The organism is Rhodosalinus sp. (genome assembly GCF_046542825.1).
Lineage (GTDB): Bacteria > Pseudomonadota > Alphaproteobacteria > Rhodobacterales > Rhodobacteraceae > Rhodosalinus.
The window spans coordinates 1-18,539 of the sequence record NZ_JBKHAQ010000019.1; the positions used below are offsets into that span (position 1 = coordinate 1).

Consider the following 18,539-nt stretch of genomic DNA (forward strand, 5'->3'; position numbering starts at 1 on the left):
CGTTGACGTTGATCGCCGGGAAGGGCAGGTGCCCCTTCTCCATCATCTTGTAGAGCCGGTTGACACCGGTGGTCGTCTCTTCGGTCACGCCCTTGATCATGTGACGCTGTTTGGTGAACCAGCCGGGGCTTTCGGCCATGCGCTTGCGGATCTGGGCAAAAAGCGCCTCTTCCTCCTCGGAGGTGGGCACGGCGATCAGGTCTTCCTCGCCTTCTTCCACCCGCGCGCCCATCAGGATGTAGAGCGTGGCGTCGCCGCCGTCGTCGAGGATCATGTTGGCGCCGCCTTCCTCGAACATGAAGATGCGGTCGCAGTAGTCCCAGTATTCCTCCAGCGTCTCGCCCTTCACCGCAAAGACCGGGGTGCCGCCCGCGGCGATGGCGGCGGCGGCGTGATCCTGGGTCGAGAAGATGTTGCAGGACGCCCAGCGCACGTCGGCGCCCAGGGCCGTCAGCGTCTCGATCAGCACGGCGGTCTGGATCGTCATGTGCAGGCTGCCGGCGACGCGCGCACCGGCGAGCGGCCTGGCCTCGCCGTATTCCTCGCGCAGCGCCATGAGACCGGGCATCTCCGTCTCGGCGATCTCGATCTCCTTGCGGCCGTAGTCGGCCAGCCCGATATCCTTGACGACGTAATCCGTGCCCATGAGGCTCCCTTTCGCTCGACGCGGTTGAGGCGGGGGTTAGCACTACGGGGACTGACAGGCAACGTGGCCTGCGTCGGCCGTCCGCTCCGGCGCCCGGTTTGCACAGCGCATGGGCGGAAGCTAGGAAGCGGCAAGAGAGCGGAGTCGCGTCCCATGCCCCCATCGCCCCCGCGCCGCGCCTGGCAGAGGATGCTGTCCGGTCGCCGCCTGGACCTGCTGGACCCGACGCCCGTGGACATCGAGATAGAGGACATCGCGCACGGTCTTGCCTTCGTCGCGCGGTGGAACGGGCAGACCTTGGGCGACTGGCCCTATTCGGTGGCCGAGCATTCGCTGCTGGTCGAGGATCTGTTCGGCCGGATCGCGCCGGCCGCGCCGCCGCGCTGGCGGCTGGCCGCGCTTCTGCACGATGCACCGGAATACGTGATCGGCGACATGATCTCGCCGGTGAAGTCGGCGGTGGGCCCCGGCTATGGCGATCTGGAGGTGCGGCTGGCCACCGCGATCCACCTGCGTTTCGGCCTGCCCGCGGCGCTGCCGCAGATCGTGAAGCGACAGATCAAGCGCGCCGACAGGGTCAGTGCCTGGCTCGAGGCGGTGCAGATCGCCGGGTTTTCAGAGGCCGAGGCCACGCGCTTCTTCGGCCGCCCGCCCGACGCGCTGGCCGGCCACAGGATCCGTCCACGCCCGCCGGCCGAGGTGCGCGCCGCCTATCTCGCGCGGCACGCCGAACTGCTTGCCGACACCTAGCCACCGCGCCCCGCGTCAGCGGGAACCGGGCGGCGCACCGCGCGGTTTACCGCGCTGCCATGGACATCGACACCGAACTCCTGCGCTGGGCCGCGGCCCTTTCCACGATCGCCGCTGCGAGCCTCGTGGCTTGGCGCGGCCCTGCGCGGCTCACCGCCCTGGGCTTCGTGCTCTTCAGCTTCGCCGCCGCGTCCTGGATCGTCGCGGCGCTGATCGACGACGCCCCCGCGCTCGCCCTGCAGAACTTCGTGCTTCTGGGGATCAACCTGATCGGTGTCTGGCGCTGGTTCAGGGTTCTCTAGTCAGGGGCAGGGATGCCCTGCGGACAGCGCCGCGACGCGGCCGTTGGGCGCGAAGGCCGCCTCCACCCCGTCGGGCAGGACCACGGGCGGCCCGCCGGGCGCCGCGCCCGCGGCGGTGCGCAGCGGCAATGCGCCCGGTGTCGCGCGCCAGCCGGAAAACGCGGCGTCACGGAACGCCAGTTCGAGCCCGCCGGCCCAGCGCACGGTTTCGCAACCGGCGTCGCGCCTGCGCGCATCGGGCGCCGATCCAAGCAGGCGGGACACGGCCGCGACCGCCCCCTCGGGCGCGCGAGCGAAGCCGATCTCGCGCCCCGCGCCCGCCACGTCCAGACCGCCCACAGCAAGGCGCAGCGCGGTCTCCTGCGCCGGCGGCGGAGCGGGTGCCGCACAGGCGGCGAGTGTCAGGATCAGGGCAGCAGGCGCCGCCCTCACCGGGGGCTGCGCTTGGCGAGGATCCGCTGCAGGGTGCGTCGGTGCATGTTGAGCCGGCGCGCGGTCTCCGACACGTTGCGGTCGCAGAGTTCGTAGACGCGCTGGATATGTTCCCAGCGGACACGGTCCGCGCTCATCGGGTTCTCGGGCGGGGGCGGCATGTCCTCGCCCGTGGCAAGCAGCGCGTTCGTGATGTCGTCGGCATCGGCGGGCTTCGACAGGTAGTCGGTCGCGCCGACCTTGACGGCGGCGACGGCGGTCGCGATCGCGCCGTAACCGGTCAGCACCACGATGCGGGCATCGGGTCGCGCACCGCGCAACTCCTCGACCACGTCAAGGCCGTTGCCGTCCTCCAGCCGCAGGTCGACCACAGCGTAGGCCGGCGGTCGCGCCCTGGCGATCGCCTTGCCCTCGGCCACGGTTCCGGCCATCTCGACCGCGAAGCCGCGTTTCTCCATCGCCTTCGACAGACGGCGCAGGAACGCCTCGTCGTCGTCCACCAGCAGAAGTGTCGGATCCTCGCCGATGTCGATCTGGGTCTCGGCCACGAAAGCCACCTTCGGTTGCCTCTTGACACGCGAGTTAGGCCGACTTGCCGCGGCGGTCAAATCGTATCGTGCGTCAACTCCGTTCGACGAAGCATTCGATCTGCTCCGCCAACTGTTCGGGGTCGAGGTCGCGGCGGAAGAACTCGACGAACCCGTGCCCCGGCAGGACGAGATAGCTGAAGGTCGAATGATCGACGAGATAGAACTCCTCCTCGCCGTCGTCATGCGCGTTGTAATAGGTGCGATAGGCCTGGCTCGCGGCCTTGACCTGCTCGGGCGAGCCGGTCAGCCCGATCATCCGCGGGTGCATGTTGGCCGCGAAATCGCCCACCACCTCGGGCGTGTCGCGCTCCGGGTCCACGGAGATGAAGACCGGCGTCACCTCGTGCCCCCGCTCTTCCAGCAGATCGACCGCCACGGCATTGCGCGCCACGTCCAGGGGGCAGACATCGGGGCAGAAGGTGTAGCCGAAATAGAGCAGCGAGGGTTCGGTGATCACCTCCGCGTCGGTCACCGTCTCGCCCGCCGCGTTCACCAGCGTGAAGGGGCCGCCGATCTGGCCGGAGCCGCCGGCAACCTGCCCCGCCCGGCACGCCGCGAAGCGGTCCTCTTCACCGCCGAAGAGCCGCGACAACCAGCCCTGCGCCTCTGCCGTGCCGGCGCCGAGCGTGCCCGCCACCATCGCCGCACACAGGATCGCGCCAATCCGTCCCATCGCCTTGTCCTCCCGCCACTGCAATTGATCCGGTGATGCCGCAGACCTAAACATTGCCGCAACCGCCGCAAGGGATCAAAAGCGCGCATGTCCGACACCGATCTATCCGTTCTGCCCGGACAGCGCCGGGGCAACTGGATCCGTCTGCGCACGCTCATCCTGCTGCGCTGGATGGCGATCACGGGACAGCTGACCGCGGTGGCCATCGCCTACTGGGGCCTGCGGCTCGACCTCGAACTGGGGCTGTGCTTCCTGTTGATCGGGGCGGCGGTGATCGTGAACCTGATCGCCACCTTCGTGTTCCCGGAAACCAAGCGGCTGAGCGAGCGGGAAACCGCGGCGCTCGCGCTGTTCGACATCCTGCAGCTGGGCCTGCTGCTGTCGCTCACCGGCGGGCTGCACAATCCCTTCGCACTCTTGCTGCTGGGTCCGGTGACGGTCTCGGCCTCGGTGCTCACGCTGCGCTCAACCCTGCTTCTGGGCGCGGTGGCGGTCGCGGCGGTCACCCTGCTGGGGCTCGTCCATCTGCCGCTTCGCACGGCGTCGGGCGAGGTGCTGCGCACGCCGCCCGTCCTGCTGGCCGGGACCTGGGCCGCGCTGGTGATCGCGCTGGTCTTCCTGTCGATCTATTCGCGGCGCATCAGCAGCGAGATGCACGCGATGTCCGACGCCCTGACCGCGACGCAGATGGCGCTGGCGCGCGAACAGAAGCTGACCGACCTGGGCGGCGTGGTGGCTGCGGCGGCGCACGAACTGGGGACACCGCTGGCCACGATCAAGCTGACCTCCGCGGAACTCATGGAGGAGCTGGGCGAGCATCCCGAATTGCGCGAGGACGCGGCCCTGATCCGCGATCAGGCCGACCGCTGCCGCGACATCCTGCGCTCAATGGGTCGCGCGGGAAAGGAGGATCTTCTCGTCAAGCAGGCCCCTCTGGAAGAGATCGTGCGCGAGGCGGTCGAGCCACACGAGGACCGGGGAAAGCGCATCCGGCACGCCCTGTCACCGGCCTGCGAGGGGCCGCAACCCTCCGTGCTGCGCCGGCCCGAGATCGTCCACGGATTGCGCAACCTCGTTCAGAACGCCGTGGATTTCGCCCGCGGCGAAGTGCGGATCGAGAGCGGCTGGACGCCCGATCGCATCTGGATCCGGATCGCGGACGACGGACCGGGCTTTCCGAGCGGCGTGCTCGCGCGGATCGGCGAGCCCTTCATGCGCAGCCGGCGCAGCGAGCGTGAACGCGCACAGCGGCCCGGCTACGAGGGGATGGGGCTGGGCCTCTTCATTGCCAAGACGCTGCTGGAGCGCTCGGGCGCCGAATTGACCTTTGCCAATGGCGGCGACGCGCCGCGCGGCCCGGGCGGAGCGCCCGCCCTGCGCGGCGCGATCGTCGAGGTCGCCTGGCCACGCCGCAAGATCGACGCGGTCGCTGGCGAGACCCCCGTGCCGCGGGGACAGAACCGGCCGATCAGCGCCTGACGCCGGGGCACAGACGCCCCGCTTAACGGTTCCTTAACCAAGCGGCGCGATGCAAGGCCCACCCAGACCTGGGGGATGCCGTCTTGGAACCTGGACTACTGGTCGTCATCGCGGTCTGCAGCCTTGCCGCAGCGGGCCTTGCCGTGGCGCTGATCACGACGCGGCGCGACACCGCACGACAGGTCGCAGGGGCAACGGACAGTCCGTTGGCACTGCTCGTCGAAGACAGCGAGATCACCGATGCGACGCCGGCTGCGCAGGATCTGCTCGATCCCCGCGGCGGTGCGGATTGGCCGGCGCTGGTCCCTGTCTTCGGGCCGCGCTTTTCCGGTTTTCCCGCCGACTTCGAGCAAGCTCTGGCGCAGGCGCCGCTGCAGCTGACGGACGACCATGGCATCCTGCGGATCGCGCCGCAGGGTCCGGGGGTGCTGCGCGTCACGCTCGACGATCCTGCGCCCGATCCGGTTGCGCGTCACCGCGCCGCCCGGCGTGCGCAGGAACATGCCGCCATGCGCGCCGCCGCCGACCTGTCGCCCCATCCAAGCTGGCAGGTCGACCAGACAGGCCGCGTGACCTGGGCCAACGCTGCCTATCTGTCGCTTGCGCGCGAATCGCTTGCCTGGGCGGAGGGGGCGGCCCTGCCGAAACTCTTCGATTTGCCGCACGCAGGCGGACCACCGCGGCGCGTCTCGCTGACCCTCCCCGACGGCGACACCCGTCGATGGTTCGACGTGACCGCAAGCGACTGCGGCACCACCCGGATCGGCCTGGCCAGCGACGTCGATGCCGTGGTCCATGGCGAAACCGCGCAACGCACCTTTGTCCAGACCCTCACCAAGATCTTTGCACAGCTATCGGTGGGCCTTGCGGTCTTCGACAAGGAGCGCGATCTCGCGCTGTTCAACCCGGCGCTGCTGGACCTCACCGGCCTTCCGGCCGAGCGGTTGAGCGCCCGGCCCAGCCTGAGCGCGTTCTTCGATCACCTGCGCGAGGCCCGGGTGATGCCGGAACCGCGCGACTATGCCGCCTGGCGCAAAAGGATCACGAACCTCGCGCAGCCGGGCAGCACCGCAACCTACAGCGACACCTGGAGCCTGCCCTCGGGCCTCGTCTACCGGGTCAGCGGACGGCCGCAGCCCGATGGCGCCGTCGCGGTTCTGATCGAGGATGTCACCAGCGAGATATCCCTGACACGCAGGTTCCGGACCGACCTGGAACTGGGACAGGGGGTGCTCGACTCGCTCGACGACGCGCTGGCCGTCTTCTCTCCGCAGGGCGTTCTGGTGCTGACCAACGCGGCCTACCGCAGGCTTTGGGGCGTCAATCCCGACGTGTCCCTGCGCGAAACCACCCGCTGCGAGGCGATCGGGCAGTGGCAGGACCGCAGCGGTCCGGGAACCGACTGGAGCGGCCTGCGCGATGCGCTCGCCGCGCGCGGCGACGCGGTGCGCTGGCAAGGGCACGCAACACTGCACGACGGCACGCTGCTTGACCTGCGCGCCCTGCCCCTTCCCGGCGGCGCGGCCCTCGTGCTGTTCGCCGCGCCCGATGGCCGCGTCGGCGCCGCCAGACCCGCTGCCGGGATGATTCACCTGCCGCAAAACGGGCGGGCAGAGGCCGTCTGACGCCAGCGCGACGCCCTGCCAGGCGCGGCGTGTGCGGTTCGCAAGAGCGTGGCAGACCGCCGCCACGGGTTTCCGCGACAGGCACGGCGCGATACTGTCGGGGCATGACCCGTCGACGCCGGCTAGAACTGCATCTTTCGTCTCCCGAGGCCACCACGATGCTGGCCCGTGAACTGGCGCCGCGGCTCTCGCCCGGCGACACGCTCCTGCTGGCGGGCCCCGTCGGCGCGGGCAAGTCGCATTTCGCGCGCGCCCTGATCGGCGCGCTTCTGACCGGACCAGAGGACATTCCCTCGCCCACCTATACGCTGGTGCAAGGCTATGACGGACACAGCGGACCGGTATGGCACGCCGACCTCTACCGTCTGGGCGATGCCGGCGAACTGGCCGAACTGGGCCTCGAAGAGGCGTTCGGCACCGCCATCTGCGTAGTGGAATGGCCGGAACGGCTGGGCGGCATGGCACCGGAGGACGCGCTGGAGCTTGCATTCTCGCCCGACGACGGGCCGGAGACCCGGCGCCTCGGGATAAGCTGGACGGCGCCCCGCTGGGACGCCGTGATGCGGGAGCTTGCCGATGCCGCCGCCTGACGCCGGCCGCGCGGCCGCACGCCTGCGCTTTCTGGACCGGGCGGGCTGGGCCGGGGCCATGCGACACCCGCTCGCAGGCGATGCCTCGGCGCGGCTCTACCAGCGCCTCGTGCGGTCCGACGGCACGCGGGCCGTCCTGATGGATGCCGATCCGGCACGGGACGGATCCACCCGGTCCTTCGTCGCCGTGGCGAGGTTCCTGCACGCCGCCGATCTCAGCGCGCCCCGCATCTACGCGGCCGAGGCAGCGCAGGGGTTTCTCCTGCTCGAGGATCTTGGCGATGGGCTGTTCGCGCGGCTGGCCGAACGCGATCCATCGACGGAACCCGCGCTTTACGCAGCCGCGGGCGAGGTGCTGGCCGCGCTGCAGCACCATACGCCGCCGGCCGACTGGCCGCGCGCCACGCCCGGCCACCTGGGCCAGGCGCTGGCCCCGCTCTTCGATCACTACGCCCCCGAGGCCGCGGCGCTGCGGGCCCCTGCAGCGGCCGCACTGGCCCGGGCGCTCGAGGCCCTGGGCGAAACGACCGCCGTGCCCATCCTGCGAGACTACCACGCCGAGAACCTGATCTGGCTGCCGGAGCGGGACGGTCCCGCCCGGGTGGGGCTGCTGGACTTTCAGGACGCGATGGCGGGGCATCCGGCCTATGATCTCGCCTCGCTCACGCGCGACGCACGGCGCGACGTGTCGCCCGCCGCGGCAGAGGCAGCGCTCGACGCCTTCCTTGCCGCGACGGGGCGGGCGCGGGACGCGACCGAGGCCGCGATGGCGCTTCTGGGCGCGCAGCGCAACCTGCGCATCCTGGGCATTTTCGCCCGGCTGGCCGAAACGGGCAAACCGCGGTATCTGGCCCTCATGCCCCGCGTCTGGCGCCACCTGCAGGCCGATCTTGCCCATCCCGCCGCCGCCCCGGTGGCGCGGGCGCTGGGCGATGCCCTGCCGCCGCCGGACGACGCGCGGCTGGACGGACTGAGGCGCGCATGCCCGACGCCGTGATGCTGTTTGCCGCGGGCTTCGGCACCCGCATGGGGGCGCTGACCGCGGACCGGCCCAAGCCGCTGATCGAGGTGGCGGGCCGCCCGCTGATCGACCACGCGCTGCAGATCGCGCGCGGCCCGCGGCCCGCCCGCATCGTCGCCAACGCGCATTACCGCGCCGGACAGATCGCCGCGCATTTGGCGGATACCGAGGTGCGCGTCTCGCACGAGCCCGAGGCGATCCTCGACACCGGAGGCGGCTTGCGCGCGGCACTGCCGCTGCTGGCCGCGGACCCGGTCTATACGCTGAACACCGATGCGATCTGGCGGGGACCCAATCCGCTGACCCTGTTGCACGCGGCCTGGGACGGCGCTCGGATGGAGGCGCTGCTGCTCTGCCTGCCGCCCGAAGACGCGCTGGGCCATGCCGGCGCGGGCGACTTCGCCCTTGGCCCTGACGGGCAGGCGGTGCGGGGGCCGGGGGCGGTCTATTCCGGCGCACAGATCATCGCGACCGGCGCGCTGGCAGAGGTGCCGGAGCGGGTCTTTTCCCTCAACCGGGTCTGGGACGGGATGATCGCGCGCGGCACGCTTTACGCGATGCTCTACCCCGGCCGCTGGTGCGACGTGGGCCGCCCCGAGGGGATCGCGCTGGCCGAGGCGATGCTGGCGGAGGGCCACGATGTTCGGGCCTGAGGCGCCCGCGCCGCGGCTCTTCGGCCTGCCGCCGGGGGCAGACTTTCCCGCCGCGCTGGTGGCCGGGCTGCGCGCCCGTCTCGCCGGCAGCCCACCCGAGGCGATGGCGCGGGTCGAGCTGATCGTGAACACCCGCCGCATGGCCCGCCGGTTGCGCGAGATCTTCGATGCCGGGCCGGCCACGCTCTTGCCGCGCATCAGGCTCGTCACCGACATGGGCGAGCTGGGCGACCTGGCGGACCTGCCGCCCGCCGTCCCGCCGCTGCGCCGCCGGCTGGAACTGGCGCAACTCGTCGCGCGGCTGATCGAGGCGCGGCCGGACCTCGCGCCCAGGGCCGCGCTTTACGACCTTGCCGACAGCCTTGCCGCGCTGATGGACGAGATGGGCGTCGAAGGCGTGGACCCGGAGACGGTGCTGACGCTCGACGTCTCGGACCAGTCGGGGCACTGGCAGCGCGCGCTCGCCTTCCTGCGCATCGTGCGCGACTACCTCGCGCAACTCGACGCGCCGCCCGACCCCGGCGCGCGCCTGCGCCGCGTGATCGAACGGCGTGTGGCGGCATGGCAGGCCGCGCCGCCCGCGCATCCCGTGATCGTCGCGGGCTCCACCGGGTCACGCGGCGCGGTGGCGCTGCTGATGCAGGCGGTGGCGCGGCTGCCGCAGGGGGCCGTGGTGCTGCCGGGTTTCGACTTTCACCTGCCTGATGCGGTCTGGGCCGGTATGGAGGATGCGCTGTCGGCCGAGGATCACCCGCAGTTCCGTTTTGGAAAGCTGATGCAGGCGCTGGACCTCTCGCCCCGCGACGTGCGGCTCTGGCAGGCCGAGGATATCTCGGACCCCGCGCGAAACCGACTGATCTCGCTCGCGCTGCGGCCTGCGCCGGTGACGGACCAGTGGCTGGCAGAGGGGCCGGACCTGGGGCCGCTCGGCCCCGCCTGCGACGGTCTCACGCTGCTGGAGGCACCGGGCCAGCGCGAGGAGGCACTGGCCATCGCCCTGCGGCTGCGCGAAGCGGCCGAGACCGGGCAAAGCGCCGCGCTCATCACCCCGGACCGCGCGCTGACGCGACAGGTCGAGGCGCGGCTGGCCGGCTGGGGCATCACGGCGGACGACAGCGCGGGGCGGCCGCTGCACCTGTCGCCGCCGGGGCGGCTCTTGCGGCTGGCGGCCCGGCTGCGGGCGCGCGCGCCGTCGGCGGGCGATCTGATGACGCTGCTCCGGCATCCGCTGACCCACTCGGGCGGCGGCCGGAACCGGCACCTGCGCCTTGCCCGCGAACTGGAACTCTGGCTGCGCCGCGAGGCGGTGCCGCAGCCCGACGCCGCGGCGCTGGGCCGCTGGGCCGATCAGATGGAGGATGCCGAGGCCCGGAGCTGGGCCGCATGGCTGGGGGACTGCCTTGCCGGGGCGCGGGCCGACACCGCACCGCTGAGCGAGCACGCCGCGGCACTGCGCGCTCTGACCGAGCGGCTTGCGGCCGGACCGGCCGCCGAAGGCGCGGGCGGGCTGTGGGAGCGCGAGGCCGGGCGCGCGGCGCTGGTCCTTTACGAATCGCTTCAGGCAGAGGCGCCGCGCGGCGGCGACATGGAGCCGCAGGGCTTCGCCGATCTGCTGACCGCCCTGATGGAGCGCGAGGCGGTGCAGGACATCGAGGCGCCGCATCCCGGCATCCGCATCTGGGGCACGCTCGAGGCGCGGGTGCAGGGCGCCAATCTGCTGATCCTGGGCGGGCTGAACGAAGGCAGCTGGCCCGAAACGCCCGCGCCCGACCCCTGGCTCAACCGCGCGCTGCGCCACCGCGCGGGCCTCTTGCTGCCCGAACGGCGGATCGGTCTTGCCGCGCACGACTTTCAGCAGGCGGCGGGCGCGCGCGAGGTCTGGCTGACCCGCGCGGCCCGCACGGACGAGGCGCCCACCGTGCCCGCGCGCTGGCTGAACCGGCTGACCAACCTGCTGCGCGGCCTGCCGGATCAGGGCGGCGCGCAGGCACTGGAAGCCATGCGGGAGCGTGGCGCCCGCTGGCTTCGGCTGGGCGCGGCGCTGGAGCGGGCGCCGCGCCTCGACCCGGCGCCGCGCCCCTCCCCGCGCCCACCGGCCACGGCGCGGCCAAGGCGGCTGTCCGTCACCGAGATCCAGACCCTGATCCGCGATCCCTACGCGATCTACGCCAGGCACGTCCTGCGCCTGCGCGCGCTCGACCCGCTCGATCGGCCGCCCGACGCGATGCTGCGCGGCACGATGCTCCACGAGGTGCTGGACCGCTTCGTGAAGGCCACGCTTGAGGCGCCGGAGCGCCTGACGCCCGAGGCGCTGAGCGCCTGCGCGCGCGAGGTGCTGGCAGAGCGCGTGCCCTGGGCCGCGACCCGGATGCAGTGGCAGGCCCGCCTCGATCGGGTGGCCCAATGGTTCGTCGAGACCGAGCGCGCGCGGCGTGCCCTTGCCACCCCCGTGCTGCTGGAAGACCGCGGCGAGGCCGAGATCGAGGGGCTGGGCGTGACGCTCTCGGGCAAGGCGGACCGCATCGACCGAGACGCCGAGGGCCGGCTGCACATCTACGACTACAAGACCGGCGCGGCGCCGGGGCCGAAGAAACAGCTGCATTTCGACAAGCAGCTCCTGCTGGAGGCCGCGATGGCCGAACGCGGCGCCTTCGAGGCGCTGGGCGCGGCCCCCGTCGCGCGCGCGGTCTACATCGGGCTGAACGCCAGCCCCGCGGAGGTGCCCGCGCCGCTCACCGACACCCCCGACGAGGCGGGCAAGCTGGTGACCGCAGGGCAGGTCTGGGAGGAGTTCGCGGCACTCATGCGGCTCTATGCCGACGAAACCCGCGGATACACCGCCCGCCGCGCCATGGCGTCGATGACCGACGCCTCCGACTACGACCACCTCGCGCGCTACGGCGAATGGGAAGAAGCCGACGACCCCGCGCCGGAGGACCTGCGATGAGCCCGCGCGACGCGGCAAGCGACGCACAGGCGCAGGCGGCCGACCCGCGCGCCTCGGTCTGGGTCTCGGCCAATGCCGGCTCCGGCAAGACCAAGGTGCTGACCGACCGTGTGGCGCGGCTGCTGCTGGAGGGCGTGCTGCCAGAGCATATCCTGTGCCTGACCTATACCAAGGCCGCGGCCAGCGAGATGCAGAACCGCCTCTTCGCGCGGCTGGGCGGCTGGGCGATGCTGCCGGAGACCGATCTGCGCGGCGAACTGGCAACGCTGGCCCCGGACCAGCCGCTGGACGCCGCGGCGCTGGCCCGCGCGCGCACGCTGTTCGCCCGCGCGATCGAGGCGCCGGGCGGGCTGAAGATCCTGACCATCCATGCCTTCTGCGCCGCGCTGCTGCGCCGCTTCCCGCTGGAGGCCGGGGTCAGCCCCGCGTTCACCGAGATGGAGGCGCGGGCCGGTCAGCTTCTGGCCGAAGAGATCGTGGAGCGCATGGCGCAGGGGGAGGATGCCCCGCTCTTGCGCGCTCTGGCAGAGGTCTCGCCCGACGCCGACATGAACAAGCTCTGCACCCGTATCCTCGACCGGCGCGACGGCTTCGCGCCATCGCTGGACCGGGCGGGGGCCTGCGCGCTCTACGGCATCGCGCCCGACCTGACCGAGGCGGACTGCCTCGCGCAGGTTTTCCCTGGCGGCGAGTTGGAGCTGATCGCGCGGCTCTGCCCGGTTCTGGAGGCCAAGGGCGGCAACGACGCCAAGGCCGCCGCGAAGCTGCGCGGGATCAAGGCGCCAGATGCCGCCGCCTGCGCCGTGCTGGAAGATGTCCTGCTCTCGGGTCCCGGCGCGAAGGAGCCCTTTGCCGCGAAAATCGGCAGCTTCCCGACCAAGCCGCTGCGCGAGGGACCGCTTGCCGCCGACATGCCCGCGCTCGAGGCGCTGATGCAGCGGGTCGAGGCCATGCGCGAGACGCGCCTCGCGCTGCGCGCGGCCGAGGCCACGCTGACCCTGCACCGCTTCGCGCGTGCCTTTCTCGACCGGCTGGAACACGAGAAGCTGCGCCGCGGGTGGCTGGATTTCGACGATCTGATCCGCCGCGCCGCGGCCCTGCTGCGCGACCCTGCGGTCGCGGACTGGGTGCTTTACAAGCTCGACGGCGGCATCGACCACATCCTTGTGGACGAGGCGCAGGATACCAGCCCCGAGCAGTGGGAAGTGATCGAGCGCCTGGCGCGCGAATTCACCGCCGGCGAGGGCGCGCGCCCCGACACGCCCCGCAGCCTCTTCGTCGTGGGCGATCGCAAGCAGTCGATCTATTCGTTTCAGGGCGCCGACCCGGACGCCTTCGAGCGGATGCGCGCCGGTTTCGGCGCGCGGCTGGAGCCGACCGACCGGCCCCTTCTGTCGGTCGCGCTGCAATACTCCTTCCGCTCGTCGCAGGCGGTGCTGCAGGTGGTGGACGCCACCTTCGACGGGCGCGCGGGCAGCGGGATGCAGCCCGACGAGCGGCACATCGCCTTCAAGTCCGGGATGCCGGGCCGGGTCGACCTGTGGCAGCCCGTGCCGAAGGACGACACTGCGGAGCCCGATCCGTGGTATGCGCCGCTGGACCGCCCCGGCCGCGAAAGCCCGCAGATCCGGCTCGCGCGCCGGATCGCGCTGTGGCTGAAGGCGCAGATCGGCACCGCCATGATCCCGGCGCAGAAATCCGACGGGGACGGCGACTGGCCCATGCGCCCGCTGCGGGCGGGGGACGTGATGATCCTGGTGCAGCGGCGCTCGACGCTCTTTGCCGAACTGATCCGCGCCTGCAAGGCGGCGGGGCTGCAGGTGGCGGGCGCCGACCGGCTGAGGCTGGGCGCGGAACTGGCGGTGCGCGACCTGGCCGCACTCCTGCAGGTGCTGGACCTGCCGGAGGACGACCTGTCGCTGGCCTGCGCGCTGCGCTCGCCGCTCTTCGGCTGGACCGAGCGGCAGCTCTACGACCTCGCCCACGGGCGCGAGCCGCGCTACCTGTGGCGCGCGCTGACCGAGCGGCGGGACGAATTCCCCGAAACCATGGCCATCTTCGACGACCTGATGGCGCAGGCCGATTTCCTGCGACCCTACGACCTGCTGGAACGGGTGCTGATCCGGCATGACGGGCGGCGGCGGCTGATCGGCCGGCTGGGGGACGAGGCGGCAGACGGCATCGACGCGCTGCTGGCGCAGGCGCTGGCGCAGGAGCGCAGCGAGGTGCCCAGCCTGACGGGCTTCCTGCGCTGGATGCAGACCGACGAGTCGGAGGTGAAGCGCCAGATGGACGCGGCAGGCGACCGCATCCGCGTGATGACGGTGCATGGCGCCAAGGGGCTGGAGGCGCCGCTGGTGATCCTGCCCGACGCCGCGCAACCGCGGGGTCACAGCCACGAAGACCCCCTGCCCCTGGTCGAGGGCCGCCCGATCTGGGCCGTGCCCAGGGCAGAGGAACCCGCCGCCCAGCGCGCCGCCCGCGACGCCGCCGCAGAGGCGGAGAAGGCCGAGCGCGACCGCCTGCTCTATGTGGCCATGACGCGCGCGGAAAGCTGGCTGGTGGTCGCGGCGGCGGGCGACCTGGGCAAGTCGGGCGACGCGTGGCACGACATGGTGCGCGCCGGGATGGAACGTGCCGGCGCGGGGCCGCAGGACTTCGGCTTCGAGGAAGGACCGGGCCTGCGGCTGGAGCATGGCGGTTGGGGCGGTCCGGCCCAGGCGCCCGCGGCGCCCAAGCAGGAGCAGACAGTTTCCCTGCCCCCGCACTTCCTGCATCCGCCCCCGGCGCCTGCGCCGCTGCCAGAAACCCTTTCCCCCTCCGATCTGGGCGGCGCCAAGGCCATCGGCGGCGACGCAGGCCGCGACGAGGAGGCGGCGAAGCTTTACGGCACGCGGCTGCACCTGCTGCTCGAGCACCTGCCCGGTGCCGCCCCGGGCGACCGCGCGACGCTTGCCCGGCGCCTGCTGGCAGAGGGGCCGGAGGCAGCCACGGAGGCGGAGACCGCCGCACTTCTGGACGAGGCGGAACGCGTCCTAGACGCCCCCGGTCTTGCCGCGCTCTTCGCCCCCGGCGCCCTGGCCGAGGTGCCGGTTTCCGCCACGCTGGCCGAACTGGGTGGCGCGCGCATTCACGGCACGATCGACCGGCTGATCGTCACGCCCGAGCGAATCCTCGCCGTCGACTTCAAGACCAACGCGACCGTGCCGGCCACACCCGCCGAGGTGCCCGACGGACTGCTGCGGCAGATGGGCGCCTATGCCGCCGCACTCGCGCAGATCTGGCCCGACCGCAGGATCGAGACCGCGCTGCTCTGGACCCGGATCCCCGCGCTCATGCCCCTGCCGCAAGACCTCGTGACTACGGCGCTCGCGCAGGCGGGGCGTGCTTGACGCCCTTCGGACCCGCCCATACCTTCGCCTTCCAAGCATATTTATCCCGAGAGGAGACAGGTCATGGCCACCGTCGCCGTCACCGATGCCACATTCGACGCAGAGGTGCGTCAGTCCGACGTTCCCGTCGTCGTGGATTTCTGGGCCGAATGGTGCGGCCCCTGCCGCCAGATCGGCCCGGCGCTTGAAGAAATCGCGGCCGAGATGAACGGCAAGGTCAAGGTCGCCAAGATCGACGTGGACCAGAACCCCAACACCGCGGCCTCGATGGGCGTGCGCGGCATTCCCGCGCTCTTCATCTTCAAGGACGGGCAGGTCGTGTCGAACCGCGCGGGTGCCGCCCCCAAGGCCACGCTGCAAAGCTGGATCGAATCGGCGATCTGAGCCACGGCCGCCGCAGCCAGGAGGGCGCCCCTCGCGGGGCGCCCTTGGCGTGCAGGTCTTGCGGTGCGAGCGCACGCCGCCCATATGGCGCGGCAGTTTCGACGGAGGAGCGCATGGGCGCCGGTCCTGGCTGGCATGGCACGACGATCCTGGCGGTGCGCCGCGGCGGCAGGGTGGTGATCGCGGGCGACGGACAGGTCAGCCTGGGCGACACGGTGATCAAGGGCACCGCCCGCAAGGTGCGCCGCCTGTCGCCCGGCGGCTACGACGTGGTCGCTGGATTCGCGGGGTCGACCGCGGACGCCTTCACCCTGCTGGAGCGGCTCGAGACGAAGCTGGAGGCGACGCCCGGCCAGCTTCAGCGCGCCTGCGTCGAACTCGCCAAGGACTGGCGCACCGACAAGTACCTGCAGAAACTCGAGGCGATGCTGATCGTCTCCGACGGGTCGCAAATGTATGTCGTCACCGGCGCGGGAGACGTGCTGGAGCCCGAGCATGACGTGGCCGCCATCGGCTCCGGCGGCAACTACGCTCTCGCCGCGGCGCGGGGCCTGATGGAAACCGACTTGGATGCTGAGACGGTCGCGCGGCACGCCATGGCCATCGCCGCCGACATCTGCGTCTATACCAATGGCCACCTCACGGTGGAGACGATCGGCTGACGAGATTTTTCGATCGAAAAATCTCGGCCGGCCGGTGGCGCCCTTCCGAAAATTCTTCGATCGAAGAATTTTCGCCGCGCGAGCGAAGGATGAACCCTGAATGACCGACCTCACCCCCCGTGAAATCGTCAGCGAACTGGACCGCTTCATCATCGGCCAGAAGGAAGCCAAGCGCGCGGTCGCGGTCGCGCTGAGAAACCGCTGGCGGCGCAAGCAGCTCGATCCGGCGATGCAGGAAGAGGTCTACCCGAAGAACATCCTGATGATCGGCCCCACCGGCGTGGGCAAGACCGAGATCAGCCGCCGGCTGGCAAAGCTTGCACGCGCGCCCTTCATCAAGGTCGAGGCGACCAAGTTCACCGAGGTGGGGTACGTCGGCCGGGACGTCGAGCAGATCGTGCGCGACCTGATGGACGGCGCGCTGGCGATGACCCGCGACCAGATGCGCGAGGAGGTGCAGAGCGCCGCCCATGCCGCCGCCGAGAATCGGGTGATCGAGGCGCTGGCCGGCGAGCACGCCCGCGAGGGCACGCGCGAGATGTTCCGCAAGAAGCTGCGCGCCGGCGAACTCGACGACAAGGAGATCGAGCTTGAGGTCGCAGAGACCGCCAACCCTTTCCCGGCCTTCGAGATCCCGGGCCAGCCCGGCGGCGCGATGGGCGGCGTGAACCTGGGCGACATCTTCGGCAAGGCCTTTGGCCAGCGCACCACGCGCAAGCGCATGACCGTTGCCGAAAGCTACGGCATCCTGACATCGGACGAGGCCGACAAGCTGCTTGACGACGAAAAGGTGACGGCCCGCGCCCGCGAGGCGGTGGAGCAGAACGGGATCGTCTTTCTCGACGAGATCGACAAGGTCTGTGCCCGCGCCGAGACGCGCGGCGGCGACGTGAGCCGCGAGGGTGTGCAGCGCGATCTTCTGCCGCTGATCGAGGGCACCACCGTCAGCACCAGGCACGGGCCCATCCGCACCGACCACATCCTTTTCATCGCCTCGGGTGCCTTTCACATCGCCAAGCCCTCGGACCTGCTGCCGGAGCTTCAGGGCCGCCTGCCGATCCGGGTGACGCTGCGCGACCTCACGGAGCAGGACTTCGTCCGCATCCTGACAGAGACGGACAATGCCCTGACCCGGCAATATGCCGCGCTGATGGGGACCGAGGAGGTGAGCGTCGCGTTCACCGAAGAGGGCATCGCGGCGCTCGCCCGGATCGCGGCAGAGGTGAACCGCAGCGTCGAGAACATCGGCGCGCGCAGGCTCTACACCGTGATGGAGCGGGTGTTCGAGGAACTCTCCTTCACCGCGCCCGATCGCGGGGGCGAGGCGGTGACGGTCGACGCGGATTTCGTGGAGACGCACCTGGGCGAATTGACCCGCAGCGCGGACATGAGCCGTTACGTACTCTGACGCCTATCCGACTGTCATCGTGTCCATGATCCGGACGAGTTCGGCAGTGATGCCGGGCTCGCTCAGCGCATGGCCCGCGTTGCGCACCAGCCGCAGGTCGGATCCCGGCCAGCGCTGCGACAGGTCCCAGGCGCGGCGCGGCGGGCAGATCATGTCGTAGCGGCCCTGCACGATGTGGCCGGGGATGTGACGGATGCGGTCCATCCGGTTGAGGATGTGCCCGTCCTCGTCCAGGAACCCGGCATTCCTGAAATAGTGATTCTCCAGCCGCGCGAAGGCACGGGCGTATTCGCCCGGTGCCTCGCCGCCGGACCCGTTGTTGTGGATCGAGGCGAGCGCATTCTCCCAGGCCGTCCAGATGCGGGCGAAGCGCGTCTCGGTCCGCAGGTCGCCGGAAAAGAGACGGCGGTGATAGGCCGCGATCAGGTCGTCGCGCTCGTCCGCGGGGATGGGATCGACGAAGCGCGCCCAGGTTTCCGGCCAGAAGAGACCCGCGCCCCCGCCATAGAACCAGTCGAGCTCCGCCCGGGTCATCAGGAAGACGCCGCGCAACACCAGCGCGCGCACCGCCTCCGGGTGAGACTGGGCATAAACCAGCGCCAGCGTCGCGCCCCAGCTGCCGCCAAAGACGATCCAGCGCTCGAGCCCCAGCGCTTCGCGAATCCGCTCGATATCGGCCACGAGATCCCATGTGGTGTTGTTCTCGACGCTGGCATGCGGGCGCGACCGGCCGCAGCCACGCTGGTCGAAGAGCACCACGCGATAGCGGGCGGGATCGAAATAGCGGCGCATCGCGGGGCTGCATCCGCCGCCGGGACCGCCGTGCAGGACGACGACCGGACTCCCGTCCCGGGCGCCACATTGCTCAACGTAAAGCGCATGTCCCCCGGGCACCTCCAGCATCCGCTGGTCGAAGGGATCGATCGGCGGGTAGAGATGCGAGGGTGTGCGGTTTTGGCCCGAGAATTTGTCCATGACGGCACTA

At 71.1% G+C, this 18,539-nt stretch carries 17 protein-coding genes; 12 read left to right on the forward strand and 5 right to left on the reverse strand.

The annotated features are described in order from the left end of the window. Window positions 1–646 (reverse strand): adenosylhomocysteinase (locus ACLFOB_RS04295; protein ID WP_410925069.1); only part of this gene is annotated, 646 nt, incomplete at its 3' end. 153 nt (window positions 647–799) lie between these two features. Here ACLFOB_RS04295 and ACLFOB_RS04300 point away from each other — a divergent pair. Next, window positions 800–1,396 carry an HD domain-containing protein gene (locus tag ACLFOB_RS04300; protein ID WP_410925071.1) on the forward strand — a complete coding sequence of 199 codons (597 nt, stop codon included), beginning with the start codon at window positions 800–802 and terminating at the stop codon, window positions 1,394–1,396. A gap of 59 nt (window positions 1,397–1,455) precedes the next feature. Beyond that, a complete protein-coding gene (locus ACLFOB_RS04305; RefSeq protein ID WP_410925073.1) occupies window positions 1,456–1,698 on the forward strand; it encodes a hypothetical protein in 243 nt (80 codons plus the stop codon). Here the strand turns inward: ACLFOB_RS04305 and ACLFOB_RS04310 are convergent, their stop codons facing one another. The 3 genes from ACLFOB_RS04310 to ACLFOB_RS04320 form a co-directional block, all read right to left on the reverse strand. Continuing rightward, window positions 1,699–2,130, reverse strand: coding sequence for a hypothetical protein (locus tag ACLFOB_RS04310; protein WP_410925075.1), 432 nt, complete (start codon window positions 2,128–2,130; stop codon window positions 1,699–1,701). After that, window positions 2,127–2,678, reverse strand: a complete 552-nt coding sequence (locus tag ACLFOB_RS04315; RefSeq protein WP_410918359.1) for an ActR/PrrA/RegA family redox response regulator transcription factor — start codon at window positions 2,676–2,678, stop codon at window positions 2,127–2,129. Before ACLFOB_RS04315 ends, ACLFOB_RS04310 begins: the two co-directional genes overlap by 4 nt. A gap of 73 nt (window positions 2,679–2,751) precedes the next feature. Continuing rightward, a complete protein-coding gene (locus ACLFOB_RS04320; RefSeq protein ID WP_410918358.1) occupies window positions 2,752–3,393 on the reverse strand; it encodes an SCO family protein in 642 nt (213 codons plus the stop codon). A gap of 87 nt (window positions 3,394–3,480) precedes the next feature. Here ACLFOB_RS04320 and regB point away from each other — a divergent pair, with 87 nt between their 5' ends. From regB to hslU, 10 genes are all read left to right on the forward strand, one after another. Further along, window positions 3,481–4,872, forward strand: coding sequence for a sensor histidine kinase RegB (gene regB, locus ACLFOB_RS04325; protein WP_410925077.1), 1,392 nt, complete (start codon window positions 3,481–3,483; stop codon window positions 4,870–4,872). 83 nt (window positions 4,873–4,955) lie between these two features. Continuing rightward, the gene (locus ACLFOB_RS04330; RefSeq protein WP_410925079.1) at window positions 4,956–6,497 is read left to right on the forward strand and encodes a PAS-domain containing protein; all 1,542 of its coding nucleotides are present in this window, start codon (window positions 4,956–4,958) and stop codon (window positions 6,495–6,497) included. Between the two features lie 104 nt (window positions 6,498–6,601). Next, window positions 6,602–7,087: a tRNA (adenosine(37)-N6)-threonylcarbamoyltransferase complex ATPase subunit type 1 TsaE gene (tsaE, locus tag ACLFOB_RS04335; RefSeq protein WP_410925081.1), complete on the forward strand. Its 486-nt coding sequence runs from the start codon at window positions 6,602–6,604 to the stop codon at window positions 7,085–7,087. Then, window positions 7,074–8,084, forward strand: coding sequence for an aminoglycoside phosphotransferase family protein (locus tag ACLFOB_RS04340; RefSeq protein WP_410925083.1), 1,011 nt, complete (start codon window positions 7,074–7,076; stop codon window positions 8,082–8,084). The genes tsaE and ACLFOB_RS04340 overlap by 14 nt, the downstream gene beginning before the upstream one ends. Continuing rightward, complete coding sequence (locus ACLFOB_RS04345) at window positions 8,069–8,761, forward strand: nucleotidyltransferase family protein (protein WP_410925085.1); 693 nt, start codon at window positions 8,069–8,071, stop codon at window positions 8,759–8,761. Before ACLFOB_RS04340 ends, ACLFOB_RS04345 begins: the two co-directional genes overlap by 16 nt. Continuing rightward, window positions 8,748–11,708, forward strand: coding sequence for a double-strand break repair protein AddB (gene addB, locus ACLFOB_RS04350; RefSeq protein ID WP_410925087.1), 2,961 nt, complete (start codon window positions 8,748–8,750; stop codon window positions 11,706–11,708). Before ACLFOB_RS04345 ends, addB begins: the two co-directional genes overlap by 14 nt. Next, window positions 11,705–15,100: a double-strand break repair helicase AddA gene (gene addA / locus ACLFOB_RS04355; protein ID WP_410925089.1), complete on the forward strand. Its 3,396-nt coding sequence runs from the start codon at window positions 11,705–11,707 to the stop codon at window positions 15,098–15,100. Before addB ends, addA begins: the two co-directional genes overlap by 4 nt. 63 nt (window positions 15,101–15,163) lie before the next feature. Continuing rightward, complete coding sequence (gene trxA / locus ACLFOB_RS04360) at window positions 15,164–15,484, forward strand: thioredoxin (protein ID WP_410915851.1); 321 nt, start codon at window positions 15,164–15,166, stop codon at window positions 15,482–15,484. Window positions 15,485–15,597: 113 nt separating this feature from the next. Further along, on the forward strand, window positions 15,598–16,146 hold the full coding sequence (gene hslV, locus ACLFOB_RS04365; RefSeq protein ID WP_410915852.1) for an ATP-dependent protease subunit HslV: 549 nt from the start codon (window positions 15,598–15,600) through the stop codon (window positions 16,144–16,146). 100 nt (window positions 16,147–16,246) lie between these two features. Next, complete coding sequence (gene hslU / locus ACLFOB_RS04370) at window positions 16,247–17,554, forward strand: ATP-dependent protease ATPase subunit HslU (RefSeq protein WP_410915853.1); 1,308 nt, start codon at window positions 16,247–16,249, stop codon at window positions 17,552–17,554. 3 nt (window positions 17,555–17,557) lie between these two features. On the opposite strand, the gene pip is transcribed toward hslU, so the two are convergent. Then, window positions 17,558–18,529 (reverse strand): prolyl aminopeptidase, encoded by a 972-nt coding sequence (pip, locus tag ACLFOB_RS04375; RefSeq protein ID WP_410915854.1) that lies wholly within the window; start codon window positions 18,527–18,529, stop codon window positions 17,558–17,560. Window positions 18,530–18,539 lie beyond the last annotated feature (10 nt).